This window comes from Streptococcus gwangjuense (assembly GCF_003627155.1).
Taxonomy (GTDB): Bacteria; Bacillota; Bacilli; order Lactobacillales; family Streptococcaceae; genus Streptococcus; species Streptococcus gwangjuensis.
This window is the reverse complement of sequence record NZ_CP032621.1, coordinates 1,744,837-1,770,100: the sequence shown is the minus strand read 5'-3', so window position 1 is coordinate 1,770,100 and position 25,264 is coordinate 1,744,837. Positions and strand designations below refer to the sequence as shown.

The 25,264-nt window shown below is 43.1% G+C and carries 25 protein-coding genes; 24 read left to right on the top strand and 1 reads right to left on the bottom strand.

The window, feature by feature from the left end; translation table 11 throughout:
• Positions 1 to 6 precede the first annotated feature (6 nt).
• The 5 genes from radA (at position 7) to D7D53_RS08920 (ending at position 4,445) form a co-directional block, all read left to right on the top strand.
• Positions 7 to 1,368, top strand: coding sequence for a DNA repair protein RadA (gene radA / locus D7D53_RS08940; protein WP_077804517.1), 1,362 nt, complete (start codon positions 7 to 9; stop codon positions 1,366 to 1,368).
• 72 nt (positions 1,369 to 1,440) lie between these two features.
• The gene (locus D7D53_RS08935) at positions 1,441 to 1,938 is read left to right on the top strand and encodes a beta-class carbonic anhydrase (protein WP_004237611.1); all 498 of its coding nucleotides are present in this window, start codon (positions 1,441 to 1,443) and stop codon (positions 1,936 to 1,938) included.
• A gap of 24 nt (positions 1,939 to 1,962) precedes the next feature.
• The gene (locus tag D7D53_RS08930) at positions 1,963 to 2,778 is read left to right on the top strand and encodes a PrsW family intramembrane metalloprotease (protein WP_120770746.1); all 816 of its coding nucleotides are present in this window, start codon (positions 1,963 to 1,965) and stop codon (positions 2,776 to 2,778) included.
• 145 nt (positions 2,779 to 2,923) lie between these two features.
• Entirely contained in the window at positions 2,924 to 3,892 is a 969-nt protein-coding gene (locus tag D7D53_RS08925) for a ribose-phosphate diphosphokinase (RefSeq protein ID WP_078238233.1), read from the top strand.
• Positions 3,893 to 4,007: 115 nt separating this feature from the next.
• On the top strand, positions 4,008 to 4,445 hold the full coding sequence (locus D7D53_RS08920; protein ID WP_120770745.1) for a CoA-binding protein: 438 nt from the start codon (positions 4,008 to 4,010) through the stop codon (positions 4,443 to 4,445).
• Between the two features lie 192 nt (positions 4,446 to 4,637).
• Here the strand turns inward: D7D53_RS08920 and D7D53_RS08910 are convergent, their stop codons facing one another.
• Positions 4,638 to 5,648, bottom strand: a complete 1,011-nt coding sequence (locus D7D53_RS08910; RefSeq protein WP_120770744.1) for a YeiH family protein — start codon at positions 5,646 to 5,648, stop codon at positions 4,638 to 4,640.
• Between the two features lie 148 nt (positions 5,649 to 5,796).
• Here D7D53_RS08910 and D7D53_RS08905 point away from each other — a divergent pair, with 148 nt between their 5' ends.
• The 19 genes from D7D53_RS08905 to purH all read left to right on the top strand — a co-directional run bounded on the left by D7D53_RS08905 (position 5,797) and on the right by purH (position 25,248).
• Entirely contained in the window at positions 5,797 to 6,966 is a 1,170-nt protein-coding gene (locus D7D53_RS08905) for a pyridoxal phosphate-dependent aminotransferase (RefSeq protein ID WP_120770743.1), read from the top strand.
• Positions 6,963 to 7,733: a DNA repair protein RecO gene (gene recO, locus D7D53_RS08900; protein ID WP_120770742.1), complete on the top strand. Its 771-nt coding sequence runs from the start codon at positions 6,963 to 6,965 to the stop codon at positions 7,731 to 7,733. The genes D7D53_RS08905 and recO overlap by 4 nt, the downstream gene beginning before the upstream one ends.
• On the top strand, positions 7,730 to 8,722 hold the full coding sequence (gene plsX / locus D7D53_RS08895) for a phosphate acyltransferase PlsX (RefSeq protein ID WP_020900475.1): 993 nt from the start codon (positions 7,730 to 7,732) through the stop codon (positions 8,720 to 8,722). The genes recO and plsX overlap by 4 nt, the downstream gene beginning before the upstream one ends.
• Positions 8,723 to 8,727: 5 nt before the next feature.
• On the top strand, positions 8,728 to 8,964 hold the full coding sequence (locus tag D7D53_RS08890; protein ID WP_000136444.1) for an acyl carrier protein: 237 nt from the start codon (positions 8,728 to 8,730) through the stop codon (positions 8,962 to 8,964).
• Positions 8,965 to 9,407: 443 nt separating this feature from the next.
• On the top strand, positions 9,408 to 9,596 hold the full coding sequence (locus tag D7D53_RS08885) for a class IIb bacteriocin, lactobin A/cerein 7B family (protein WP_120770741.1): 189 nt from the start codon (positions 9,408 to 9,410) through the stop codon (positions 9,594 to 9,596).
• A 208-nt stretch (positions 9,597 to 9,804) separates the two neighbouring features.
• The gene (locus D7D53_RS08875) at positions 9,805 to 9,984 is read left to right on the top strand and encodes a class IIb bacteriocin, lactobin A/cerein 7B family (RefSeq protein ID WP_120770739.1); all 180 of its coding nucleotides are present in this window, start codon (positions 9,805 to 9,807) and stop codon (positions 9,982 to 9,984) included.
• A 495-nt stretch (positions 9,985 to 10,479) separates the two neighbouring features.
• The gene (locus D7D53_RS08865; RefSeq protein ID WP_001047583.1) at positions 10,480 to 10,647 is read left to right on the top strand and encodes a class IIb bacteriocin, lactobin A/cerein 7B family; all 168 of its coding nucleotides are present in this window, start codon (positions 10,480 to 10,482) and stop codon (positions 10,645 to 10,647) included.
• 3 nt (positions 10,648 to 10,650) lie between these two features.
• Positions 10,651 to 10,854 (top strand): bacteriocin immunity protein, encoded by a 204-nt coding sequence (locus tag D7D53_RS10250; RefSeq protein ID WP_120770737.1) that lies wholly within the window; start codon positions 10,651 to 10,653, stop codon positions 10,852 to 10,854.
• Positions 10,855 to 10,934: 80 nt separating this feature from the next.
• Positions 10,935 to 11,114 carry a hypothetical protein gene (locus D7D53_RS08855; protein ID WP_050219186.1) on the top strand — a complete coding sequence of 60 codons (180 nt, stop codon included), beginning with the start codon at positions 10,935 to 10,937 and terminating at the stop codon, positions 11,112 to 11,114.
• Between the two features lie 432 nt (positions 11,115 to 11,546).
• Positions 11,547 to 13,700, top strand: a complete 2,154-nt coding sequence (gene comA, locus D7D53_RS08850) for a peptide cleavage/export ABC transporter ComA (protein ID WP_120770736.1) — start codon at positions 11,547 to 11,549, stop codon at positions 13,698 to 13,700.
• A 12-nt stretch (positions 13,701 to 13,712) separates the two neighbouring features.
• Positions 13,713 to 15,062, top strand: coding sequence for a competence pheromone export protein ComB (comB, locus tag D7D53_RS08845; protein WP_120770735.1), 1,350 nt, complete (start codon positions 13,713 to 13,715; stop codon positions 15,060 to 15,062).
• A 170-nt stretch (positions 15,063 to 15,232) separates the two neighbouring features.
• Complete coding sequence (gene purC, locus D7D53_RS08840; protein WP_000043282.1) at positions 15,233 to 15,940, top strand: phosphoribosylaminoimidazolesuccinocarboxamide synthase; 708 nt, start codon at positions 15,233 to 15,235, stop codon at positions 15,938 to 15,940.
• Position 15,941: 1 nt separating this feature from the next.
• Complete coding sequence (locus D7D53_RS10320; RefSeq protein ID WP_120770879.1) at positions 15,942 to 16,085, top strand: phosphoribosylaminoimidazolesuccinocarboxamide synthase; 144 nt, start codon at positions 15,942 to 15,944, stop codon at positions 16,083 to 16,085.
• 55 nt (positions 16,086 to 16,140) lie between these two features.
• Entirely contained in the window at positions 16,141 to 19,866 is a 3,726-nt protein-coding gene (locus D7D53_RS08830) for a phosphoribosylformylglycinamidine synthase (protein ID WP_120770734.1), read from the top strand.
• A gap of 93 nt (positions 19,867 to 19,959) precedes the next feature.
• Complete coding sequence (gene purF, locus D7D53_RS08825; protein ID WP_000220614.1) at positions 19,960 to 21,402, top strand: amidophosphoribosyltransferase; 1,443 nt, start codon at positions 19,960 to 19,962, stop codon at positions 21,400 to 21,402.
• A 217-nt stretch (positions 21,403 to 21,619) separates the two neighbouring features.
• Entirely contained in the window at positions 21,620 to 22,642 is a 1,023-nt protein-coding gene (purM, locus tag D7D53_RS08820; protein WP_120770733.1) for a phosphoribosylformylglycinamidine cyclo-ligase, read from the top strand.
• Positions 22,639 to 23,190 (top strand): phosphoribosylglycinamide formyltransferase, encoded by a 552-nt coding sequence (gene purN, locus D7D53_RS08815; protein ID WP_120770732.1) that lies wholly within the window; start codon positions 22,639 to 22,641, stop codon positions 23,188 to 23,190. Before purM ends, purN begins: the two co-directional genes overlap by 4 nt.
• 44 nt (positions 23,191 to 23,234) lie before the next feature.
• Positions 23,235 to 23,699 (top strand): GNAT family N-acetyltransferase, encoded by a 465-nt coding sequence (locus D7D53_RS08810; protein WP_050261349.1) that lies wholly within the window; start codon positions 23,235 to 23,237, stop codon positions 23,697 to 23,699.
• A gap of 1 nt (position 23,700) precedes the next feature.
• Positions 23,701 to 25,248, top strand: coding sequence for a bifunctional phosphoribosylaminoimidazolecarboxamide formyltransferase/IMP cyclohydrolase (gene purH, locus D7D53_RS08805; protein ID WP_120770731.1), 1,548 nt, complete (start codon positions 23,701 to 23,703; stop codon positions 25,246 to 25,248).
• The last annotated feature ends 16 nt before the right edge of the window (positions 25,249 to 25,264 follow it).

Sequence of the window (25,264 nt, the reverse complement as noted above, 5' to 3'; positions counted from 1 at the left end):
TTTATCATCGCAAAGAAAAAAGCGACATTTGTATGTCAAAATTGTGGGTATAATTCCCCTAAATATCTGGGACGATGCCCTAACTGTGGGTCTTGGTCTTCTTTTGTAGAAGAGGTTGAGGTTGCCGAGGTTAAGAATGCGCGTGTGTCTTTGACAGGTGAGAAAACCAAGCCCATGAAACTGGCTGAGGTGACTTCTATCAATGTCAATCGAACCAAGACAGAGATGGAGGAATTCAACCGTGTACTTGGAGGCGGAGTGGTACCGGGAAGTCTTGTTCTTATCGGTGGGGATCCTGGAATTGGGAAATCAACCCTTCTCCTACAAGTTTCAACCCAGCTATCTCAAGTGGGGACGGTTCTCTATGTCAGTGGGGAGGAGTCTGCCCAGCAGATTAAACTACGTGCAGAGCGTTTGGGTGATATTGATAGCGAGTTTTATCTCTATGCAGAGACCAATATGCAGAGTGTTCGAGCTGAGGTGGAGCGCATCCAACCAGACTTCCTCATTATTGACTCCATTCAGACTATTATGTCTCCTGAGATTTCAGGGGTGCAGGGATCTGTTTCTCAAGTGCGTGAGGTGACGGCTGAGCTCATGCAACTGGCCAAGACCAATAATATTGCTATCTTTATCGTAGGGCATGTAACCAAGGAAGGAACCTTGGCTGGTCCTCGTATGTTGGAGCATATGGTGGATACGGTGCTTTACTTTGAAGGGGAGCGCCACCATACCTTCCGTATTTTAAGAGCGGTCAAAAACCGTTTTGGCTCCACTAATGAGATTGGGATTTTTGAGATGCAGTCGGGTGGATTGGTTGAGGTACTCAATCCGAGTCAAGTTTTCTTAGAAGAGCGTTTGGATGGAGCAACTGGTTCATCAATCGTTGTGACCATGGAAGGGACGCGTCCGATTTTGGCGGAGGTTCAGGCTTTGGTGACACCGACCATGTTTGGAAATGCCAAGCGTACGACGACGGGACTTGATTTTAACCGTGCTAGCTTGATTATGGCTGTTTTGGAAAAGCGGGCAGGTCTTCTCTTGCAAAATCAGGACGCCTATCTCAAATCTGCTGGCGGTGTCAAATTGGATGAACCTGCCATTGACTTGGCCGTTGCAGTTGCCATTGCTTCGAGCTACAAGGACAAGCCAACTAATCCTCAGGAATGTTTTGTGGGAGAACTGGGCTTGACAGGAGAAATTCGGCGCGTGAATCGTATTGAGCAGCGCATTAATGAAGCTGCTAAACTGGGTTTTACTAAAATTTATGTACCTAAGAATTCCTTGACAGGAATCACTCCGCCTAAGGAAATTCAGGTTATTGGAGTGACAACGATTCAGGAAGTTTTGAAAAAGGTCTTTGCATAATCCGTGACAAATCTTCTTAAAAATGATAAGATAGGAGAAATATTTGACTATCAAATTTTCGAGGAGGGAATCGTGTCGTATTTTGAACAGTTTATGCAAGCTAATCAGGCTTATGTTGCCCTACATGGGCAGTTAAATCTGCCACTTAAACCCAAAACCAGAGTAGCCATTGTGACCTGTATGGACTCACGTCTGCACGTTGCACAAGCTCTAGGTTTGGCACTTGGGGATGCTCATATCTTGCGGAATGCAGGTGGCCGAGTGACTGAGGACATGATTCGTTCGCTGGTTATTTCCCAGCAACAAATGGGGACAAGAGAGATTGTGGTATTGCACCATACAGACTGTGGTGCTCAGACCTTTGAAAATGGTCCTTTTCAGGAGTATTTAAAAGAGGAACTAGGTGTCGATGTGTCAGATCAGGACTTCTTGCCCTTCCAAGATATAGAGGAGAGTGTACGCGAGGACATGCAACTTCTTATCGAGTCTCCCCTAATACCAGACGATGTCATTATCTCTGGTGCTATTTACGATGTGGATACAGGAAGTATGACAGTCGTAGAATTATAAACACTTCATTTAGAAAGAAAGTGTATGAAGAAAAACAGTATTTTATTTATTTTTATTTTATTGCTATGTATTGGTTTACAGTATGAAACCATCTACTATACGGATGGTTCGATGTCAGGTGCGGAATATGGCCTACTGGGAGTTTCTATCTTTCTAGCTCTCTTTTACATGATTCCGGCTCTTTATTTCCTTTTCCGTATTGGGAAAAAATGGGAATTGCCAAAGAACTCCTTGATCTTGTCTTTATTGGGTGGGATGTTCCTTGCAGGCTGGTTGTCTAGCTTTGCTAATACCTATATCCATGATTTATTGGGGGTTCTTTTCCCAGATAGTGCATTTTTAAATGCCTTTGAAAGTGCGATTGTGGCTCCTTTGGTAGAAGAACCCTTGAAATTGTTGCCACTTGTTTTTGTTTTAGCTTTGATTCCTGTGCGAAAATTAAAATCTTTGTTTTTACTAGGGATTGCTTCTGGTTTGGGATTCCAAATGATTGAGGATATTGGCTACATTCGTACGGATTTACCAGAGGGATTTGACTTTACTATTTCGAGAATTTTAGAGCGTATTATCTCAGGAATTGCTTCTCACTGGACTTTTTCAGGTTTGGCGGTAGTAGGTGTTTACTTGCTTTACAGAGCCTATAAAGGACAGAAGGTTGGCAAGAAACAGGGGCTTATTTTCCTAGGTTTAGCCTTGGGAACTCACTTCCTGTTTAACTCTCCTTTTGTGGAGTTGGAGACAGAGTTGCCATTAGCGATTCCATTGGTTACGGCTATTACTCTCTATGGTTTTTATCAGGCTTATCGCTTTGTTGAGAAGCATAATGAGTTGATGAACTAGAATATTTTTGAAAAGAATGATGCAAGGGTACAAATATGGTGCCCTTCTTTTATTTTTGATTGAAAAATAGTGCAAAAAGCGCTACAATGGTAGATGGAAAAATCTTGTGAAAAGCACAAGCGATACATATATACCGGAGGAAATCATGTCTTTTTCTGATTTAAAGCTGTTTGCCCTTTCTTCTAATCAAGAATTGGCAGAACGTGTAGCGCAGGAGATTGGGATAGAGTTGGGGAAATCAAGTGTTCGTCAATTTTCAGATGGAGAGATTCAGGTCAACATCGAAGAATCAATCCGTGGGAAACACGTCTTTATCCTACAATCAACTAGTTCGCCTGTAAATGACAATCTGCTTGAAATTTTGATTATGGTAGATGCTTTGAAGCGTGCGAGTGCAGAATCTGTCAATGTTGTCATGCCTTACTATGGGTATGCACGTCAGGATAGAAAGGCGAGAGCGCGTGAGCCAATCACTTCAAAACTTGTCGCAAATATGCTTGAAGTAGCTGGGGTAGATCGTTTATTGACAATCGACTTGCATGCTGCGCAGATTCAAGGGTTCTTTGATATTCCTGTGGATCATTTGATGGGAGCTCCTCTGATTGCGGATTATTTTGAGCGTCGTGGCATGGTTGGTTCTGACTATGTAGTTGTCAGTCCAGACCATGGAGGGGTGACTCGTGCTCGTAAGTTGGCAGAATTTTTGAAAACATCTATCGCTATCATTGATAAACGTCGTAGCGTTGATAAGATGAATACTAGTGAAGTCATGAACATCATCGGTAAGGTCGAAGGCAAGACTTGTATCTTGATTGATGATATGATTGATACGGCTGGAACGATTTGTCACGCGGCAGATGCCCTTGCAGAAGCTGGTGCCGTTGAAGTCTATGCGAGCTGTACGCACCCAGTTCTTTCTGGTCCTGCTATGGACAATATCCAAAAATCAGCTATTAAGAAATTGGTTGTTTTGGATACCATCTATCTGCCAGAAGAGCGTTTGATTGATAAGATTGAGCAGATTTCAATCGCTCATCTCCTAGGGGATGCTATCGTCCGTATCCATGAAAAACGCCCACTTTCTCCACTTTTCAGTATTGAGAAAAAGATTTAAGTTTTCGCTTAGAATAAATATACTCCTAGTAGAAGTGAACTGCTAGGAGGTTTTTATATTAAAAATCTGCAAGCCTTTTCAAAATGTGCTATACTGATGAAAAAGGAGGATTTCTATGAGTCAAGAATTTATCAATCCAAGTGATGGCGTGATTCGTCAGTATCTAGCAACGAGTAAAACTCTTGCTGTGGTGGGCCTGTCAGACCGTGAGGAAACGACTAGCAATCGAGTGACTAAGGAAATGCAGTCTCGGGGTTATAAAATTATCCCAGTCAATCCCAAGGTAGCAGGTGGTGAAATATTGGGTGAAAAGGCTTATGCTAGTCTAGCTGAGATTCCTTTTCCTGTAGATATTGTCAATGTTTACCGTCGTAGCGAGTTTCTGCCTGATGTGGCGCGTGATTTTCTCAAAGCTGATGCCAAGATTTTTTGGGCACAGCTAGGACTTGAAAGTCTAGAGGCGGAAGAAATCTTGCGTGCTGGTGGATGCGATGACATCGTGATGAATCGTTGCATCAAGAGAGAACATACACGCTTGATTGAGGAAGCATAATAAAAAGGTAGCTGGTGGGCTACCTTTTTATTATACTCAATGAAAATCAAAGAGCAAACTAGGAAACTAGCCGCAGGTTGCTCAAAGCACTGTTTTGAGATTGTGAATAAGACTGACGAAGTCAGTTACCTATACCTATGATATCTACGGCAAGGCGACGTTGACGTGGTTTGAAGAGATTTTCGAAGAGTATTAGAAAATGCCGATAAGGGTTTGCATCCCAAGACTAGTGAGGATGATGGCAATCCAGCAGATGGCTCCGAGAACAATGGATTTTCCGCTGGATTTGACCATAGCTACCAGATTGGTTTTGAGTCCGATAGCACTCATGGCCATGATAATGAGGAATTTGGAGAGTTGTTTAAGAGGGGTAAAGAAGCTACTAGCTACACCGAGAGAGGTCAGTAGGGTTGTTAGGAGCGATGCAAGGATAAAGTACAGGATAAAAAGTGGGAAGACTTTTTTCAGTTGCAAGCCTTGCTTATTTTTTTGCTCGCGACTTTGCCAGTAGGAGAGAAAGAGGGTGATAGGGATGATAGCCAGGGTGCGCGTCAGTTTAACAATGGTTGCAGACTCAAGGGTATTGGTCTGGTAGAGACTGTCCCAGGCGCTGGCTGTGGCTGTTACAGAGGAAGTGTCATTGACAGCTGTTCCTGCAAAGAGGGCAAATCCTTCATTAGATAAGTGAAGCCAAGTACCTAGGGTTGGAAAGATGAGAGCAGCCAGGACATTGAAGAAAAAGATAACAGAGATGGCTTGGGCTACTTCCTTTTCCTTGGCATGAATAACGGGTGCTGTCGCCGCAATGGCAGAACCCCCACAGATAGAAGAACCTACTCCAATCAAGGTAGCCAGTTTTGTGTCCAGTGCAAAGAAATGTTGGAAAAGGTAGGCAACAATCAAGGCTATTGAAATAGTGGAAAGGATGACAGGGAGTGAAGATTGCCCAACTGCGAAGACTTGCGAGATATTGAGACCAAAACCAAGCAAGATAACGGCATACTGGAGCAATTTCTTGGAACTAAAGGTCAATCCAGCATCCAGTTGTTTATGAGACGCGATAAAGGGATGGAGAAGCATGCCTATGAAAATTGCAAAGACAGGCGCGCCAATCACAGGGAAGAATCCTCCTAAGTACCAAGATATGGTGGAAATCAGAAGACAGGCCAAGATGCCTGCTCCATTTTTTGATAGAAATGACATAAAAACCTCCAAATAGAATCTGTTACCATTATAGACCTGTAAACAGGAAAAGTAAAATAGAAAGTGGAAAGCTATTCTCTAATGTATTTTTGCGGTCGGGGGGCTTTTGTAGTATAATAGAGATACGTTTTGAAAGTAGGAGGTATCTATGGACTTAACTAAGCGCTTTAATAAACAGTTAGATAAGATTCAAGTTTCATTGATTCGTCAGTTTGACCAGGCTATTTCGGAGATTCCTGGGGTCTTGCGTTTGACCTTGGGGGAACCTGATTTTACAACGCCAGACCATGTCAAGGAGGCGGCCAAGCGAGCGATTGATCAGAACCAATCCTACTATACAGGGATGAGTGGCCTGCTGACTCTACGTCAGGCAGCCAGTGACTTTGTTAAGGAAAAGTACCAACTGGATTACGCTCCTGAAAATGAAATCTTGGTTACAATTGGGGCGACAGAGGCTTTATCTGCGACTTTGACAGCTATTTTGGAAGAAGGAGACAAGGTTCTCTTGCCAGCTCCTGCCTATCCAGGCTATGAACCGATTGTTAACTTAGTTGGGGCAGAGGTTGTCGAGATTGATACGACTGAAAATGGGTTTGTCTTGACTCCTGAGATGTTGGAGAAGGCCATTTTGGAGCAGGGTGACAAGCTCAAGGCGGTTATCCTTAACTATCCAGCCAATCCGACAGGAATTACCTATAGTCGGGAGCAGTTGGAGGCCTTGGTAGACGTTTTACGCAAGTATGAGATTTTCGTTGTCTGTGATGAGGTCTACTCAGAATTGACCTACACAGGGGAAGCCCATGTGTCTCTAGGAACGATGTTGAGAGACCAGGCTATTATCATCAATGGTTTGTCTAAATCGCATGCTATGACAGGTTGGCGTTTGGGCTTGATTTTCGCTCCTGCAGCCTTTACAGCTCAGTTGATTAAGAGTCACCAGTACTTGGTGACTGCTGCAAATACCATGGCTCAACATGCTGCAGTAGAAGCCTTGACGGCTGGTAAAAACGATGCGGAGCCTATGAAGAAGGAATACATCCAGCGTCGGGATTATATTATCGAGAAAATGACTGCTCTTGGTTTTGAGATTATCAAACCAGACGGTGCCTTCTATATCTTTGCTAAGATTCCAGCAAGCTATAATCAAGATTCTTTTGCTTTTCTGAAGGATTTTGCTCAGAAGAAGGCTGTTGCCTTTATCCCTGGTGCTGCCTTTGGGCGTTACGGAGAAGGCTATGTGCGTCTGTCTTATGCAGCCAGCATGGAGACTATCAAAGAAGCTATGAAACGACTTGAGGAGTATATGAGAGAAGCATGATTCAGTCTATCACGAGTCAAGGCTTGGTGCTCTATAATCGCAATTTTCGTGAGGATGACAAGCTAGTCAAGATTTTTACTGAGCAGGCTGGTAAACGCATGTTTTTTGTCAAACACGCTGGTCAGTCTAAGTTGGCTCCTGTTATTCAGCCCTTGGTGCTGGCACGATTTCTCTTGCGAATCAATGATGATGGGCTCAGTTACATTGAGGACTATCATGAGGTGATGACTTTTCCCAAGATTAATAGTGACCTCTTTGTTATGGCCTATGCGACCTATGTGGCGGCTCTTGCCGATGCTAGTTTGCAGGATAATCAGCAGGATGCTCCCTTGTTTGCTTTTTTGCAAAAGACTTTGGAGTTGATGGAAGAGGGTTTGGATTATCAGGTTTTGACCAATATTTTTGAAATCCAAATCTTGACCAGATTTGGAATTAGCCTCAATTTTAATGAGTGTGTTTTCTGTCATCGGGTCGGTCAGGCTTTTGACTTTTCTTTTAAATATGGAGCCTGCCTCTGTCCAGAGCATTATCATGAAGATGAGAGACGTTGCCATCTCAATCCCAATATCCCTTATCTGCTCAATCAATTTCAAGCCATTGATTTTGAAACCTTGGAGACCATTTCGCTTAAACCTGAAATCAAGCAAGACTTACGACAATTTATGGATCAACTCTACGAAGAGTACGTTGGGATTCACCTAAAATCAAAGAAATTTATTGATTCCCTAGCAGACTGGGGACAATTACTAAAAGAGGAAAAGAAATGAAAAAAATCGCAGTAGATGCTATGGGAGGCGATTACGCACCCCAGGCCATCGTTGAGGGTGTTAATCAAGCCCTAGCTGACTTTTCAGATATTGAGGTTCAACTCTATGGAGATGAAAGCAAAATCAAGCAATATCTAACAGCGACAGAGCGCGTCAGCATTATCCATACGGATGAGAAGATTGATTCAGACGATGAACCTACGAGAGCTATTCGGAAGAAGAAAAATGCCAGTATGGTCTTGGCGGCCAAGGCTGTCAAAGAGGGTGAAGCAGATGCTGTCCTATCGGCTGGGAATACAGGTGCTTTACTAGCGGCAGGATTCTTCATCGTGGGTCGTATCAAGAATATCGACCGTCCTGGGCTTATGTCAACTTTGCCGACTGTAGATGGAAAAGGTTTTGACATGCTAGACCTCGGTGCTAATGCAGAAAATACAGCCCAGCACCTCCATCAATACGCGGTTCTAGGCTCCTTCTATGCTAAAAATGTTCGTGGCATTGCGCAACCACGCGTTGGCTTGCTCAACAACGGAACAGAGAGTAGCAAGGGCGATCCGCTTCGTAAGGAAACTTACGAATTACTAGCAGCTGATGAAAGTTTAAACTTTATCGGAAACGTGGAAGCGCGTGATTTGATGAATGGTGTTGCGGATGTTGTTGTGGCAGATGGTTTCACGGGAAACGCTGTGCTCAAATCCATCGAAGGGACAGCCATGGGAATCATGGGCTTGCTCAAGACCGCTATTACAGGTGGAGGTCTCCGAGCAAAACTAGGCGCACTCCTTCTCAAGGACAGCCTCAGAGGTTTGAAAAAACAGCTCAACTATTCAGATGTTGGTGGAGCGGTCTTGTTTGGTGTCAAGGCACCTGTTGTCAAGACTCATGGCTCAAGCGATGCCAAGGCTGTTTATAGTACAATCCGCCAGATTCGTACCATGCTAGAAACAGACGTAGTTGCCCAGACTGCGCGTGAATTTTCAGGAGAATAAAAGAGATGACAGAAAAAGAAATTTTTGACCGTATTGTGACCATTATCCAAGAGCGACAGGGAGAGGACTTTGTCGTGACAGAATCCTTGAGTCTGAAAGACGATTTGGATGCTGACTCAGTTGACTTGATGGAGTTTATCTTGACGCTGGAAGATGAATTTAATATCGAAATCAGTGATGAAGAAATTGACCAACTGCAAAGTGTAGGGGATGTGGTAGAAGTCGTCAAAAGTAAAGAATAGCAAGAAGCAACATGCAAGTCGTGTTGCTTTTTTATTGTCAGGAAAAATAAAAAATTTAGAACTTTTAGTGGGACTTACGAATAGATAGATAAGGAAGAAAAAGGAGGAGTGTTTATGTATGTGACTGGTTTTTATCCGTGGTTCATTAAATTATTTTTCAAATAAAATTTAATTAATTGTACATTTTCGAATTATTTTTCGAATAAATAAGTGAGACGAAAAGGAAGGAGATTACGCGATGTATTTACCAATCTTATTGCCATGGTTTATCAAATGGTATTTAAAATAAATGAAATTTACCTGTTCATTTTAAATCACTTCTCAAATAGATAAGTGAGACGAAAAGGAAGGAAAAGGAATTCAGTAATTTATCTATTCTGGTTTTTAAAATGGTTTAAGAGCCAGAAATCGTAAACTAAAAAATAGAAATAAAGGAGAAAAAGATGACAAATTTTGACAAAATGGAACAGAACTTTGTAGCTCTTACAGAAGAAGAGTTGATGGATGTGGATGGGGGAATTGCACCACTAGTAGTTGCGTTTGGAGTAGCGGCGTTTAAAGGTTTTTCTGTAACAGGAGGGGCTATTATACTGGGAGCAGGTCTTTATCAAGTTGGAAAAAATCTGAAATAAGACTTTGAGTAAGTTTTATGAATAGAATATTAAAAAAAATATATATAGGATCTGCTTTAATAGCTTACAGCATATTATTAATTTATTCTCTACTTAATTTAGAGAAGGTATCGTTGGGGATCTGTATTTTGTTAGTAGCATTGACATACTATATTAATAAAAAAGAAATATTTAAAGCAAAAGTGAATAAGAGTAAGGAGAACTTAAAATGAATATTTTAGTAAATGATAATCAGTTTGCAGAAATGACAGAAAAAGAACTAGCAATAGTTGATGGAGGAGTACTTCCTGCAGCGGTAGTAGCAGTTCCAGTAGGAATCAAGGTTGCAGGGTATGTTGTCGGTGGTTTATCTGCGGTAGGGCTAGTTGCATGGGGTTACTTCAGATAAGATAAAACACTTTGGAGAAATCAATGAATTTTTCAAACGAATTTGTGGCTATTATATCAGCCTCAGGGATGGTAGGTTTATTAGTGGGAGTCACTATTGGCTTAGTTAGTATTATTTAAAGAGGGGTATAACATGCAAAATTTGAATCAATTTGAAATCGTAGAGTAAAGTGAATAAGTTGGAGCAGGTTTATTAATTGTTATCAAAGGCTCATTACTTCCTGTAGGTGGAGCAGCTTTAGGGTATTATGCGAATAGACCATAATCTGATTGTAGTCAGAGAGGCATTTCTATGTTTTTAAAAAAAGAAGTGATATTGCTAGGGGTATTGTTATCGATACGTATTATTTTTACTATCGTTCAAATTTTAATTGATTATAAAATATTATCTGGACAGTATAGTATAAATTTTATGGATATTTCAGAAGTATTTACCTATCCAATACTCATTTTAATCATTGACATAGCAATATAATATAAAGGAGTAATGACGAACATGAACTTAGAACAATTTTATCAATTATCTGACGATGAATTAGTGGGAACAAAAGGTGGTTTTGGTCTTGCGGAAGCAGTTGGGATCGCAGGAGTACTGAATGCTGCTGTACAAATTTTTAATGCTGGTTACAAATTTGGTTCAGATTTGGCTCGTCGTGGACGTTAGATAATGAATAATCTCAATACATTGTTACCTAAACTAGCCACGATATTTCCTTTGTTGGGAATAACTCTTAATGTCGCGCTTCATGTGATTCGTACAGGTTCGTTAGTATCCTTTAATTGGCAATGGACTTTAGTTGGGTTGCTTTTCTCAGCATATTTTGGTATTTTTCGCAAAGATTTGTCAAAAAATAATCAAAACTATAAATGAAGAACATGAATCAAAAGGATTTTGTGTATGTGAATGGTAGCGTTTTTCCTCCATTCTTGTCAGGTAATTAGGAGTTTCTTATGAAAACATTTTTATTAGGATTTGCTGAGGGTTATTTTACCGTATCGCTCATAATCTACATCGCAACGTATTTGATGTTGAAAAATCCGATCAATACCCTATTTTATCCAGAAATTTACCCTGTTTTATTTGGGCTCTTTTATCTGGGATATAAGGTCAATAAAAAGCGAGTAGAGTAAACAGTTAAGAATGACTTGTTAGTCTGCGCTGAAAATAGCTAGGCTAGAATCTCAGAATGTATCACATTGGAGTTTAAAAGGGGTAACTATGAATCGTAATTTAGAACGGTGTTATCTATTCTGACTATGAATAGATCATACCAGAGGTGGCTTAGAAATAGCAGGAACATTATAAATTGTAGTAATAAATAGGATGTCATAAATGTTACTATCAATGATTTATTTGTTCCAAGCTTGCCTAGGGTGTCAGTAAAAATCAATTTCCTTTCATACCATATTTTTAGTAGGTAGGACGTTTGTTCTACCTATTTTTTTATCTAAAAAGTGCAGTTGGGAGGGAGATAGGCGCATTTGGGGAGGAAGTCCAGTTTTTGTTTGGGGATTGGGGTAAGATAGTTATTATCAGATGAGTTTAGGAAAAAGGAGATGAATATGAAATTTGGGAAACGTCACTATCGTCCGCAAGTGGATCAGATGGACTGCGGTGTAGCTTCATTAGCCATGGTTTTTGGCTACTATGGTAGTTATTATTCTTTGGCACACCTGCGAGAATTAGCCAAGACAACCATGGATGGGACAACGGCTTTGGGCTTGGTCAAGGTGGCAGAGGAGATTGGCTTTGAGACACGGGCCATTAAGGCAGATATGACGCTCTTTGACTTGCCAGATTTGACTTTTCCTTTTGTTGCCCATGTGCTTAAGGAAGGGAAATTGCTCCACTACTATGTGGTGACTGGGCAGGATAAGGATAGCATTCATATTGCCGATCCAGATCCTAGGGTGAAATTGACCAAACTGCCACGTGAGCGTTTTGCGGAAGAATGGACAGGGGTGACTCTGTTTATGGCACCTAGTCCAGACTATAAGCCTCATAAGGATCAAAAGAATAGTCTGCTCTCTTTTATTCCTATATTAGTGAAGCAGCGTGGCTTGATTGCTAATATCGTTTTGGCGACACTCTTGGTAACCTTGATTAATATTGTGGGTTCTTATTATCTGCAGTCTATCATTGATACCTATGTGCCAGATCAGATGCGTTCGACGCTGGGGATTATTTCTATTGGGCTGGTCATCGTCTATATCTTCCAGCAGATCTTGTCTTACGCTCAGGAGTATCTCTTGCTTGTTTTGGGGCAACGCTTGTCGATTGATGTAATTTTATCCTACATCAAGCACGTCTTTCACCTGCCTATGTCCTTTTTTGCGACACGCAGGACAGGGGAAATCGTCTCTCGTTTTACAGATGCTAACAGTATCATCGATGCACTGGCTTCAACCATTCTTTCGATTTTCCTAGATGTGTCAACGGTTGTCATTATTTCCCTTGTTTTATTTTCACAAAATACCAATCTCTTTTTTATGACTTTACTGGCGCTTCCTATCTACACAGTGATTATCTTTGCCTTTATGAAGCCATTTGAAAAGATGAATCGAGACACCATGGAAGCCAATGCGGTTCTGTCTTCTTCTATCATCGAGGACATCAATGGTATTGAGACTATTAAGTCCTTGACCAGTGAGAGTCAGCGTTACCAAAAAATTGACAAGGAATTTGTGGATTATCTGAAAAAATCTTTTACCTATAGTCGGGCAGAGAGTCAGCAAAAGGCTCTGAAAAAAGTTGCCCATCTCTTGCTCAATGTCGGCATTCTCTGGATGGGGGCTGTTCTGGTCATGGATGGCAAGATGAGTTTGGGGCAGTTGATTACCTATAATACCTTGCTTGTTTATTTTACCAATCCTTTGGAAAATATCATCAATCTGCAAACCAAGCTTCAGACAGCGCAGGTTGCCAATAACCGTCTGAATGAGGTTTATTTGATAGCTTCTGAGTTTGAGGAGAAGAAAACAGTTGAGGATCTGAGCTTGATGAAGGGAGATATGACCTTCAAGCAGGTTTCCTACAAGTATGGCTATGGTCGAGACGTCTTGTCGGATATCAATTTGACCATTCCCCAAGGGGCTAAGGTGGCTTTTGTGGGGATTTCAGGGTCAGGTAAGACGACCTTGGCCAAGATGATGGTTAATTTTTACGACCCAAGTCAGGGAGAGATTAGTCTGGGTGGTGTTAATCTTAATCAGATTGATAAAAAAGCCCTGCGCCAGTACATCAACTATCTACCTCAACAGCCCTATGTTTTTAACGGAACGATATTGGAGAATCTTCTCCTTGGAGCCAAGGAAGGGACGACTCAAGAGGATATCTTATGGGCGGTCGAATTGGCAGAGATTCGGGAGGACATTGAGCGCATGCCACTGAATTACCAGACAGAGTTGACTTCAGATGGGGCAGGAATTTCAGGTGGTCAACGTCAGAGAATCGCTCTGGCGCGTGCTCTCTTGACAGATGCGCCTGTCTTGATTTTAGATGAGGCAACTAGCAGTTTGGATATTTTGACAGAGAAGCGAATTGTTGATAATCTCATGGCTTTAGACAAGACCTTGATTTTCATTGCTCACCGCTTGACCATTGCTGAGCGGACAGAGAAGGTTGTTGTCTTGGATCAGGGCAAGATTGTCGAAGAAGGAAAGCATGCTGATTTGCTTGCACAAGGTGGCTTTTACGCCCATTTGGTGAATAGCTAGAAAGAGGAGAGGATGAAACCAGAATTTTTAGAAAGTGCGGAGTTTTATAATCGTCGTTACCATAATTTTTCCAGTCGGGTGATTGTCCCCATGTCCCTTCTGCTTGTGTTTTTGCTTGGCTTTGCAACTTTTGCAGAGAAGGAGATGAGTTTGTCTACTAGAGCTACTGTCGAGCCTAGTCGTATCCTTGCAAATATCCAGTCAACTAGCAACAATCGCATTCTTGTCAATCATTTGGAAGAAAATAAGCTGGTTAAGAAGGGGGAGCTTCTTGTTCAATACCAGGAAGGGGCGGAAGGTGTCCAAGCAGAGGCCTATGCTAGTCAGTTGGACATGCTCAAGGATCAAAAAAAGCAATTGGAGTATTTGCAGAAGAGCCTGCAAGAAGGGGAGAATCACTTTCCAAAGGAGGATAAATTTGGCTATCAAGCCACCTTTCGCGACTACATCAGTCAAGCAGGCAGTCTTAGGGCTAGTACATCGCAACAAAATGAGACCATCGCGTCCCAGAATGCAGCAGCTAGTCAAACCCAAGCCGAAATCGGCAACCTCATCAGCCAAACAGAGGCTAAAATTCGCGATTACCAGACAGCTAAGTCAGCTATTGAAACAGGTGCTTCCTTGGCCAGTCAGAATCTAGCCTACTCTCTCTACCAGTCCTACAAATCTCAGGGTGAGGAAAATCCGCAAGCTAAGGCTCAGGTAATGGCGCAGGTTGAAGCGCAGCTTTCTCAGTTAGAATCCAGTCTTGCTACTTACCGTGTTCAGTATGCAGGTTCAGGTACCCAGCAAGCCTATGCGTCAGGCTTAAGCAGTCAATTGGAGTCTCTCAAATCCCAACACTTGGCAAAGGTTGGTCAAGAATTGACCCTTCTAGACCAGAAAATCTTGGAGGCAGAGTCAGGTAAGAAGGTACAGGGAAATCTTTTAGACAAGGGGAAAATTACAGCGAGTGAGGATGGGGTACTTCATCTTAATCCTGAGACCAGTGATTCTACCATGGTTGCAGAGGGAACCCTACTAGCCCAACTCTATCCATCCTTGGAAAAAGAAGGGAAAGCCAAACTAACAGCTTATCTTAGTTCAAAGGATGTAGCAAGGATCAATATCGGTGATTCTATTCGCTATACTACGACTCATGATGCCAAGAATCAACTTTTCCTAGATTCTACTATTACAAGTATTGATGCGACAGCGACTAAGACTGAGAAAGGGAATTTCTTTAAAATTGAGGCGGAGACTAATCTAACTTCGGAGCAGGCTGAAAAACTTCGATATGGGGTGGAAGGTCGCCTGCAGATGATTACGGGCAAGAAAAGTTATCTACGTTATTATTTGGATCAATTTTTGAACAAAGAGTAATGTTCGTGTTCTTAGAGTTAAATGATTTTTAAACTGTGAGAAAGATTCTTCTTGCAGTTTTTTTCTTTATGATTTCCGCCACACAATTATTATTTATTCGGTTAAATTCTTGTAATTTTAGGTTTTTTATGGTAGAATGTGCTCAAGTAATACGAAAGGCGAACTTTAAAATGTCAAAACAATTGATCTATTCGGGAAAAGCTAAAGATATCTATACAACTGAGGATGAAAATCTTATTATTTCAACTTATAAGGACCAAGCGACTGCTTTCAATGGTGTTAAGAAGGAGCAGATTGCTGGTAAGGGAGTGTTGAATAATCAGATTTCATCTTTTATTTTTGAGAAATTAAATGCGGCTGGTGTGGCGACTCACTTTGTGGAGAAACTTTCAGATACAGAACAACTCAATAAAAAGGTTGAGATTATTCCTCTCGAGGTTGTGCTTCGCAACTACACGGCTGGTTCCTTTTCAAAACGTTTTGGCGTAGACGAAGGTATTGCATTTGAAACTCCGATTGTCGAATTTTACTATAAAAATGATGATTTGGATGATCCATTTATCAATGACGAGCATGTGAAATTCCTACAGATTGCGGATGACCAGCAGATTGCCTACTTGAAGGAAGAAACGCGTCGTATTAATGAACTTTTGAAAGGCTGGTTTGCTGAGATTGGGCTTAAGTTGATTGACTTTAAGCTAGAGTTCGGTTTTGATAAGGATGGCAAGATTATCTTGGCAGACGAATTTTCACCAGATAACTGCCGTTTGTGGGATGCGGATGGCAATCACATGGACAAGGATGTTTTCCGTAGAGGATTGGGAGAGCTAACAGACGTTTATGAAGTTGTCTGGGAGAAGTTGCAAGGTTTGAAATAATCTGTTTGCAACGGAAAACCTTCGTCTCTCAACTAAAAGGACTCAGGCTGAAAAGGTCCCACAGACCTTTTCACTCCGTAGGGGATTGGGAGAACTAACAGACGTTTACGAAGTTGTTTGGGAGAAGTTGCAGGGGTTGAAATAACAACCTCAAAGTCGTTGGAAACATTGTAAGAGCTGAAATAAAGGAATAAGGATTGATGGATAAACGTATTTTTGTTGAAAAAAAGGCTGATTTTCAGGTCAAGTCAGAGAGTTTGGTTAGAGAACTCCAGCATAACTTGGGGCTTTCAACTTTGAAAAGTATTCGCATCGTGCAAGTGTATGATGTATTTGACTTGGCAGAGGACCTGTTTGCGCCTGCAGAGAAACACATTTTCTCTGAGCAGGTGACAGACCATGTCTTGGATGAAGCAGCTGTGCAGGCGGATCTTGCCAACTATGCTTTCTTTGCCATTGAAAGCCTACCAGGGCAGTTTGATCAGCGTGCAGCTTCTTCACAGGAAGCCTTGCTTTTACTAGGAAGTTCAAGTGATGTAAAGGTTAATACAGCCCAACTTTACTTGGTGAATAAAGATATTGATGCGACTGAGTTGGAAGCAGTCAAGAACTATCTGCTCAATCCAGTTGATTCTCGTTTCAAGGACATCATGACAGGGATTGCCAAGCAAGAATTTTCAGAGTCAGACAAGACCATTCCTAAATTGACTTTCTTTGAAAACTATACAGCAGAAGACTTTGCTCGCTACAAGGCCGAGCAAGGGATGGCCATGGAAGTGGATGATTTGCTTTTTATCCAAGACTACTTCAAGTCAATCGGGCGCGTGCCAACTGAGACAGAGCTCAAGGTTTTGGATACTTACTGGTCTGACCACTGCCGTCACACGACGTTTGAGACAGAGTTGAAACACATCGACTTTTCAGCTTCTAAATTCCAAAAACAATTACAGGCAACCTATGACAAATATATCACTATGCGCGATGAGTTGGGGCGTTCTGAAAAACCACAAACCTTGATGGATATGGCCACTATTTTCGGTCGTTATGAGCGTGCCAATGGACGTTTGGATGATATGGAAGTGTCAGACGAGATTAATGCTTGCTCAGTAGAAATCGAAGTGGATGTTGATGGTGTGAAAGAGCCATGGCTCCTAATGTTCAAGAATGAAACTCACAACCACCCAACGGAAATTGAGCCATTTGGTGGAGCGGCTACTTGTATCGGTGGTGCTATTCGCGACCCATTGTCAGGTCGCTCATATGTCTACCAAGCCATGCGAATCTCAGGTGCGGGTGACATTACAGCACCGATTTCTGAAACTCGCGCTGGGAAATTGCCACAACAAGTTATTTCTAAAACAGCGGCTCATGGTTATTCTTCATATGGTAACCAAATTGGGCTTGCGACGACCTATGTTCGTGAATACTTCCACCCAGGCTTTGTAGCTAAACGCATGGAGCTTGGTGCGGTTGTCGGAGCGGCTCCTAAGGGCAATGTTGTCCGTGAAAAACCGGAAGCGGGAGATGTGATTATTCTCCTTGGAGGTAAGACTGGACGTGATGGTGTCGGTGGTGCGACGGGCTCTTCTAAGGTTCAAACGGTTGAGTCTGTGGAGACTGCTGGTGCCGAGGTTCAAAAGGGGAATGCCATCGAAGAGCGCAAGATTCAACGTCTTTTCCGTAATGGGGACGTGACACGACTTATCAAGAAATCCAACGACTTTGGGGCAGGCGGTGTCTGTGTAGCTATCGGTGAATTGGCAGACGGCCTTGAAATCGACCTTAACAAGGTGCCTCTTAAATACCAAGGTTTGAATGGTACCGAAATTGCCATCTCTGAATCACAAGAACGGATGGCAGTCGTGGTTCGTCCTGAGGACGTAGATGCCTTCGTTGCTGAATGTAATAAAGAAAATATTGATGCTGTTGTGGTGGCGACAGTAACTGAAAAACCAAATCTTGTCATGCACTGGAATGGTGAAACCATTGTAGACTTGGAACGTCGTTTCCTTGATACAAATGGTGTGCGTGTTGTTGTAGATGCCAAGGTTGTAGACAAGGATGTAAAACTCCCAGAAGAACGTACAATAAGTGCAGAAAGCCTTGAAGTGGATACTCTTGCAGTCTTGTCTGACCTCAACCATGCGAGTCAAAAAGGATTGCAAACCATCTTTGACTGCTCGGTCGGTCGTTCAACGGTCAATCACCCACTTGGTGGTCGTTACCAACTCACACCAACTGAGGCTTCTGTGCAAAAATTGCCAGTTCAGCATGGTGTAACTCATACCGCATCTGTCATGGCGCAAGGATTCAATCCTTATGTAGCAGAATGGTCTCCATACCACGGTGCTGCCTATGCGGTTATCGAAGCAACTGCTCGTTTGGTTGCTGCTGGCGCAAACTGGTCTAAGGCTCGTTTCTCTTACCAAGAGTATTTCGAGCGGATGGATAAACAGGCAGAGCGTTTTGGTCAGCCAGTAGCAGCTCTTCTTGGATCTATTGAAGCACAAATCCAACTTGGTTTGCCATCTATCGGTGGTAAGGACTCTATGTCTGGTACTTTTGAAGAATTGACCGTACCGCCAACCTTGGTTGCCTTTGGGGTGACGACGGCAGATAGCCGTAAGGTCCTCTCTCCTGAGTTTAAGACTGCTGGTGAAAACATCTATTACATCCCAGGTCAAGCCCTCTCTGCAGAGATTGATTTTGCCTTGATTAAGAAAAACTTTGCTCAGTTTGAAGCCATCCAAGCTGACCATAAAGTGACATCTGCATCAGCGGTCAAATATGGTGGTGTGCTTGAAAGTTTGGCACTTGCTACCTTTGGAAACCATATCGGTGCAGAGGTGACCTTGCCTGAGCTTGAGACAGCCTTGACAGCTCAATCAGGCGGGTTTGTCTTTACGTCTCCTGAAGAACTCGCTGGAGTGGAGAAAATCGGGCAAACGAAAGCCAACTTTACACTTCTTGTCAACGGTGTGAAGTTAGATGGACACAAACTTGACAATGCCTTCCAAGGAAAACTGGAAGAAGTTTACCCAACAGAATTTGCCCAAGCCAAAGAACTGGCTGAAGTACCAGCTGTTACATCAGATGTTGTGATTAAAGCCAAAGAAAAGCTTGAAAAACCGGTAGTTTATATCCCAGTCTTCCCGGGCACCAACTCGGAATATGACTCAGCCAAGGCCTTTGAAAAAGAAGGTGCAGAGGTCAACTTGGTGCCGTTTGTGACCTTGAATGAAGAAGCCATTGTCAAGTCAGTCGAAACTATGGTTGACAATATCGGCAAAGCTAATATCCTCTTCTTTGCAGGTGGCTTCTCAGCCGCGGATGAACCGGATGGATCAGCTAAGTTTATTGTCAATATCTTGCTTAATGAAAAAGTGCGTGCGGCTATTGATAGCTTTATCGCTCGTGGTGGCTTGATTATCGGTATCTGTAATGGGTTCCAGGCCTTGGTCAAATCAGGTCTTCTTCCATACGGAAACTTTGAAGAAGCCACTAGTACTAGCCCAACCCTCTTCTACAATGATGCCAACCAACACGTGGCCAAGATGGTGGAAACTCGCATTGCCAATACTAACTCACCATGGCTTGCTGGAGTGCAAGTGGGAGATATCCACGCTATTCCTGTTTCGCACGGTGAAGGGAAGTTTGTCGTGACAGCTGAGGAATTTGCAGAGCTCCGTGACAATGGACAAATTTTCAGCCAATATGTTGACTTTGACGGCAAACCAAGTATGGATTCTAAGTACAATCCAAATGGTTCTGTCCATGCCATCGAAGGAATTACCAGCAAGAACGGCCAAATCATCGGTAAGATGGGACACTCAGAACGTTATGAAGACGGTCTTTTCCAAAACATCCCAGGAAATAAAGACCAGCACCTGTTTGCGTCGGCGGTTAAATACTTTACTGGAAAATAAGACTTACAGATTTTCTAATAGATTGTATCAGTAATGTAAAAGTCATGTAGATTTAGCTCTTGGTGCTATACAAATAAAAATTAGGTATATAAAATGACATACGAAGTAAAATCTCTTAATGAAGAATGTGGTGTTTTCGGTATCTGGGGACATCCAGATGCTGCTAAATTGACCTATTTTGGTCTCCATAGTCTTCAGCACCGTGGTCAAGAGGGGGCAGGAATCCTCTCCAATGACCAAGGAAAACTAAAGCGTCATCGCGATATGGGGCTTTTATCAGAAGTCTTTAGAAATCCTGCTAATTTGGATAAATTGACGGGAACTGGTGCGATTGGACATGTGCGTTACGCGACTGCTGGCGAAGCTTCTGTAGATAATATCCAGCCTTTCCTCTTCCGTTTTCACGATATGCAGTTCGGCTTGGCTCATAATGGGAATCTGACCAATGCAGCTTCTCTCAAGAAAGAACTGGAACAAAGAGGAGCGATTTTCAGCGCGACTTCGGACTCGGAAATCTTGGCTCACCTCATTCGTCGGAGTCACAATCCGAACTTGATGGGCAAAATCAAAGAAGCGCTCAGCCTAGTTAAAGGTGGCTTTGCCTATATCTTGCTGTTTGAGGATAAGTTGATTGCGGCTCTTGACCCCAATGGTTTCCGTCCCCTTTCTATCGGGAAAATGGCCAACGGAGCGGTGGTTGTTTCCTCTGAAACCTGTGCTTTTGAGGTTATTGGTGCTGAATGGATTCGTGATTTGAAGCCAGGTGAGATTGTGATCATTGATGACAAGGGCATCCAGTATGATAGCTATACAGATGATACTCAGCTAGCAATCTGTTCTATGGAGTATATCTATTTTGCCCGCCCTGATTCTAACATTCATGGTGTCAATGTTCATACGGCACGTAAACGTATGGGTGCCCAATTGGCGCGTGAATTCAAGCATGAGGCGGATATAGTGGTCGGTGTGCCCAATTCTTCCCTCAGCGCGGCTATGGGATTTGCGGAGGAGTCCGGGCTACCAAATGAAATGGGCCTCATCAAGAACCAATACACCCAACGTACCTTTATCCAACCGACTCAAGAATTGCGGGAGCAAGGGGTGCGGATGAAACTCTCTGCTGTTTCAGGCGTTGTCAAAGGCAAGCGTGTTGTTATGATTGATGACTCTATTGTACGTGGAACAACCTCTCGTCGGATCGTTCAACTCTTGAAAGAAGCTGGTGCGACTGAAGTTCACGTTGCCATTGGTAGTCCAGCACTAGCTTATCCATGTTTCTACGGGATTGATATCCAGACCCGTCAGGAGCTAATTGCGGCCAATCATACTGTTGAAGAAACTCGCCAAATCATTGGTGCGGACAGTCTGACCTATCTTTCTGTTGAGGGGTTGATTGATTCGATTGGTATTGAAACGGATGCGCCAAATGGTGGTCTCTGTGTCGCTTATTTTGATGGGGATTACCCAACGCCTCTCTACGACTACGAAGAAGATTATCGTCGAAGTTTGGAAGAAAAGACCAGTTTTTACAAATAGACGAAAGATCCTCCATTAAAGAAAAGGAATATAAAAATGACAAATAAAAATGCTTATGCCCCATGTCTCACTACTGACTAAAAGCTAAAGCATTTGTCAGTAGACGCTTTCTCCTATGGGACCAAAGCTAGAGACCTGACTAGTATTTTTAGATAAAATAATTGTTTATCTAAAAATACGTCGCAGTCTTTCCCAAAAAAAGAAAAGGAAAAATAAAATGGCAAATAAAAATGCGTACGCTCAATCTGGTGTGGATGTTGAAGCGGGTTATGAAGTTGTTGAACGGATTAAAAAGCACGTGGCTCGTACGGAGCGTGCAGGTGTCATGGGAGCTCTTGGTGGTTTTGGTGGTATGTTTGACCTTTCAAAGACTGGGGTTAAAGAACCCGTCTTGATTTCAGGAACTGATGGTGTCGGAACCAAGCTCATGCTGGCTATCAAGTACGACAAGCACGATACCATCGGTCAGGACTGTGTGGCTATGTGTGTCAATGATATCATCGCTGCAGGTGCGGAGCCCCTCTATTTCCTTGACTATGTGGCGACAGGTAAGAATGAACCAGCTAAGCTAGAACAAGTTGTCGCTGGTGTGGCAGAAGGTTGTGTGCAGGCAGGTGCAGCCCTCATCGGTGGGGAAACGGCTGAAATGCCTGGCATGTACGGCGAAGATGACTACGACTTGGCTGGTTTTGCAGTCGGTGTGGCTGAAAAATCTCAAGTCATTGACGGTTCAAAGGTGGTAGAAGGAGATGTTCTTCTTGGACTTGCTTCAAGTGGGATTCATTCAAATGGTTACTCTCTCGTCCGTCGTGTCTTTGCGGACTACACAGGTGAGGAAATCTTGCCAGAATTGGAAGGCAAGCAACTCAAGGACGTTCTTCTTGAGCCGACTCGTATCTATGTCAAGGCTGTTTTGCCACTCATCAAGGAAGAGTTGGTCAACGGCATTGCCCACATCACTGGTGGTGGCTTTATCGAAAATATCCCTCGCATGTTTGCGGCTGACCTAGCAGCTGAGATTGAGGAAGACAAGGTTCCAGTTTTACCGATTTTCAAAGCCCTTGAAAAATACGGTCAGATCAAACACGAAGAAATGTTTGAAATCTTCAATATGGGTGTGGGGCTTATGCTTGCAGTTAGCCCTGAAAATGTAAGTCGTGTCAAGGAATTGTTGGATGAACCAGTCTATGAAATTGGTCGTATCGTCAAGAAAGAAAACGAAAGTGTCATCATCAAATGAAAAAAATAGCGGTTTTTGCCTCTGGTAATGGCTCAAATTTTCAGGTGATAGCGGAACAATTTCCAGTAGAGTTTGTCTTTTCAGACCATCGTGACGCCTATGTGCTTGAGCGTGCAGAGCAGCTCGGGGTTCTGTCCTATGCTTTTGAGCTCAAGGAGTTTGAGAGCAAGGCCGACTACGAAGCGGCCCTTGTTGAACTCTTGGAAGAACACCAGATTGACTTGGTTTGTCTAGCAGGCTACATGAAAATCGTTGGGGCAACCTTATTGGCGGCTTATGAAGGTCGGATTATAAACATTCATCCAGCCTACTTGCCAGAATTTCCAGGAGCTCATGGGATTGAGGGTGCTTGGAATGCTGGGGTGGAACAGTCTGGCGTGACCATTCACTGGGTGGATTCTGGTGTGGATACAGGAAAGATTATCAAACAAGTGCGTGTGCCACGCTTAGCTAATGATACGATTGACAGTTTTGAAGCTCGCATTCATGAGGCAGAGTACAAGTTGTATCCAGAGGTTCTGGATAGCTTGGGAGTTGCACGAAAATAAGAGCGAAGTCAAGTTTTGATTGCGCAATCTTGCTAGGAGAAAAAATGATTGAACTGAAATTAGTAGATGAGAGCAGTTTTCAGGCAGTGCTGGATTTGAAAATATCTGAAGCTGATGAACGAGCACGTTTCGTGGCTCCAAATGTACGCTCTTTAGCTGACGCATGGCTCTACCGGGAAAATGAAGATGTGTTTCCGAGGGCAATCTATTGGGATAAGCAAGTGGTTGGCTTTCTCCTGCTGGAAATAGACAAGGATGAAGCGGAATACTTTATCTGGCGGATAATGATTGGTCAGCAGTACCAAGGAAGAGGTTATGGTCGAAAAGCCTTGGAAGTTCTAATCAAAGAGGCTCAGATGGATAGAGTCTGCAGTCATATTGTTGCAGATTATGTGGTTGGAAATGAAAAAATGAAGCACCTGCTGACTAGTCTTGGTTTTCAGGAAACAGGATTTATAGAAGAAAATAACGAAGTCGCTATGCGCTTGGACTTAAAGAAAGAGGAATAGAATGACGAAAAAAGCCTTAATCAGCGTCTCAGATAAAGCGGGCATTGTTGAATTTGCCCAAGAACTTAAAAAACTTGGTTGGGAGATTATCTCGACGGGTGGGACCAAGGTTGCCCTTGACAATGCTGGGGTGGACACCATTGCGATTGATGATGTGACTGGTTTTCCAGAGATGATGGACGGTCGTGTCAAGACCCTACACCCAAATATCCACGGTGGACTTTTGGCTCGTCGTGACTTGGATAGTCACTTGGAAGCAGCTAAAGACAATCAAATCGAGCTCATTGACCTTGTGGTGGTCAACCTTTACCCATTTAAGGAAACCATTCTCAAGCCAGACGTAACTTACGCTGATGCGGTGGAGAATATCGATATCGGTGGGCCGTCTATGCTTCGTTCAGCAGCGAAGAACCATGCTAGCGTAACAGTTGTTGTGGACCCAGAGGATTATGCTGTGGTTCTTGACGAATTGTCAGCCAATGGTGAAACGACTTACGAAACGCGTCAACGTTTGGCAGCCAAGGTTTTCCGTCACACAGCGGCTTATGATGCCTTAATCGCAGAATACTTCACAGCTCAAGTGGGTGAAAGCAAGCCTGAAAAACTCACTTTGACTTATGACCTCAAGCAGGCCATGCGATATGGGGAAAATCCTCAACAGGATGCAGATTTCTACCAAAAAGCCTTGCCGACTGACTATTCTATTGCATCAGCGAAACAGCTCAACGGGAAAGAATTGTCATTTAACAATATCCGCGATGCGGATGCAGCTATTCGTATTATCCGTGACTTCAAAGACCGTCCAACCGTTGTGGCTCTCAAACACATGAACCCGTGCGGTATTGGTCAGGCTGATGACATCGAGACTGCTTGGGACTACGCTTATGAGTCTGACCCAGTGTCTATCTTTGGTGGGATCGTCGTTCTCAACCGTGAGGTGGATGCTGCGACAGCTGAGAAGATGCATGGTGTCTTCCTCGAAATCATCATCGCACCAAGCTATACGGATGAGGCGCTAGCTATTTTGACCAATAAAAAGAAAAACTTGCGTATCCTTGCCTTGCCATTTGATGCTCAAGAGGCTAGCGAAGTGGAAGCAGAATACACAGGTGTAGTAGGTGGACTTCTGGTGCAAAATCAAGACGTGGTAAAGGAAAGCCCAGCTGACTGGCAAGTGGTGACAAAACGCCAGCCAACTGAGACAGAAGCGACTGCTCTTGAGTTCGCTTGGAAGGCTATCAAGTACGTCAAATCAAACGGTATTATCGTGACCAATGACCACATGACACTTGGCGTTGGCCCAGGTCAAACTAATCGTGTGGCCTCTGTTCGCATCGCTATTGACCAAGCTAAAGACCGTCTTGACGGCGCTGTGCTTGCTTCGGATGCCTTCTTCCCATTTGCGGATAATGTGGAAGAAATCGCCAAAGCAGGTATTAAGGCTATCATCCAGCCAGGTGGATCGGTCCGTGATCAGGAATCCATCGAAGCTGCTGACAAATATGGCTTGACCATGATCTTCACAGGAGTGAGACATTTTAGACATTAAGAATGTAAAGGGAAGA

What these genes read in the sequence shown, in the direction of transcription:
- D7D53_RS08930 (WP_120770746.1), top strand. Translation starts at nt 1,963, where the DNA reads ATGAAGAAAAACAGTATTTTATTTATTTTTATTTTATTGCTATGTATT.
- D7D53_RS08925 (WP_078238233.1), top strand. Translation starts at nt 2,924, where the DNA reads ATGTCTTTTTCTGATTTAAAGCTGTTTGCCCTTTCTTCTAATCAAGAA.
- D7D53_RS08920 (WP_120770745.1), top strand. Translation starts at nt 4,008, where the DNA reads ATGAGTCAAGAATTTATCAATCCAAGTGATGGCGTGATTCGTCAGTAT.
- D7D53_RS08910 (WP_120770744.1), bottom strand. Translation starts at nt 5,648, where the DNA reads ATGTCATTTCTATCAAAAAATGGAGCAGGCATCTTGGCCTGTCTTCTG.
- D7D53_RS08905 (WP_120770743.1), top strand. Translation starts at nt 5,797, where the DNA reads ATGGACTTAACTAAGCGCTTTAATAAACAGTTAGATAAGATTCAAGTT.
- recO (WP_120770742.1), top strand. Translation starts at nt 6,963, where the DNA reads ATGATTCAGTCTATCACGAGTCAAGGCTTGGTGCTCTATAATCGCAAT.
- plsX (WP_020900475.1), top strand. Translation starts at nt 7,730, where the DNA reads ATGAAAAAAATCGCAGTAGATGCTATGGGAGGCGATTACGCACCCCAG.
- D7D53_RS08890 (WP_000136444.1), top strand. Translation starts at nt 8,728, where the DNA reads ATGACAGAAAAAGAAATTTTTGACCGTATTGTGACCATTATCCAAGAG.
- D7D53_RS08885 (WP_120770741.1), top strand. Translation starts at nt 9,408, where the DNA reads ATGACAAATTTTGACAAAATGGAACAGAACTTTGTAGCTCTTACAGAA.
- D7D53_RS08875 (WP_120770739.1), top strand. Translation starts at nt 9,805, where the DNA reads ATGAATATTTTAGTAAATGATAATCAGTTTGCAGAAATGACAGAAAAA.
- D7D53_RS08865 (WP_001047583.1), top strand. Translation starts at nt 10,480, where the DNA reads ATGAACTTAGAACAATTTTATCAATTATCTGACGATGAATTAGTGGGA.
- D7D53_RS10250 (WP_120770737.1), top strand. Translation starts at nt 10,651, where the DNA reads ATGAATAATCTCAATACATTGTTACCTAAACTAGCCACGATATTTCCT.
- D7D53_RS08855 (WP_050219186.1), top strand. Translation starts at nt 10,935, where the DNA reads ATGAAAACATTTTTATTAGGATTTGCTGAGGGTTATTTTACCGTATCG.
- comA (WP_120770736.1), top strand. Translation starts at nt 11,547, where the DNA reads ATGAAATTTGGGAAACGTCACTATCGTCCGCAAGTGGATCAGATGGAC.
- comB (WP_120770735.1), top strand. Translation starts at nt 13,713, where the DNA reads ATGAAACCAGAATTTTTAGAAAGTGCGGAGTTTTATAATCGTCGTTAC.
- purC (WP_000043282.1), top strand. Translation starts at nt 15,233, where the DNA reads ATGTCAAAACAATTGATCTATTCGGGAAAAGCTAAAGATATCTATACA.
- D7D53_RS08830 (WP_120770734.1), top strand. Translation starts at nt 16,141, where the DNA reads ATGGATAAACGTATTTTTGTTGAAAAAAAGGCTGATTTTCAGGTCAAG.
- purF (WP_000220614.1), top strand. Translation starts at nt 19,960, where the DNA reads ATGACATACGAAGTAAAATCTCTTAATGAAGAATGTGGTGTTTTCGGT.
- purM (WP_120770733.1), top strand. Translation starts at nt 21,620, where the DNA reads ATGGCAAATAAAAATGCGTACGCTCAATCTGGTGTGGATGTTGAAGCG.
- purN (WP_120770732.1), top strand. Translation starts at nt 22,639, where the DNA reads ATGAAAAAAATAGCGGTTTTTGCCTCTGGTAATGGCTCAAATTTTCAG.
- D7D53_RS08810 (WP_050261349.1), top strand. Translation starts at nt 23,235, where the DNA reads ATGATTGAACTGAAATTAGTAGATGAGAGCAGTTTTCAGGCAGTGCTG.
- purH (WP_120770731.1), top strand. Translation starts at nt 23,701, where the DNA reads ATGACGAAAAAAGCCTTAATCAGCGTCTCAGATAAAGCGGGCATTGTT.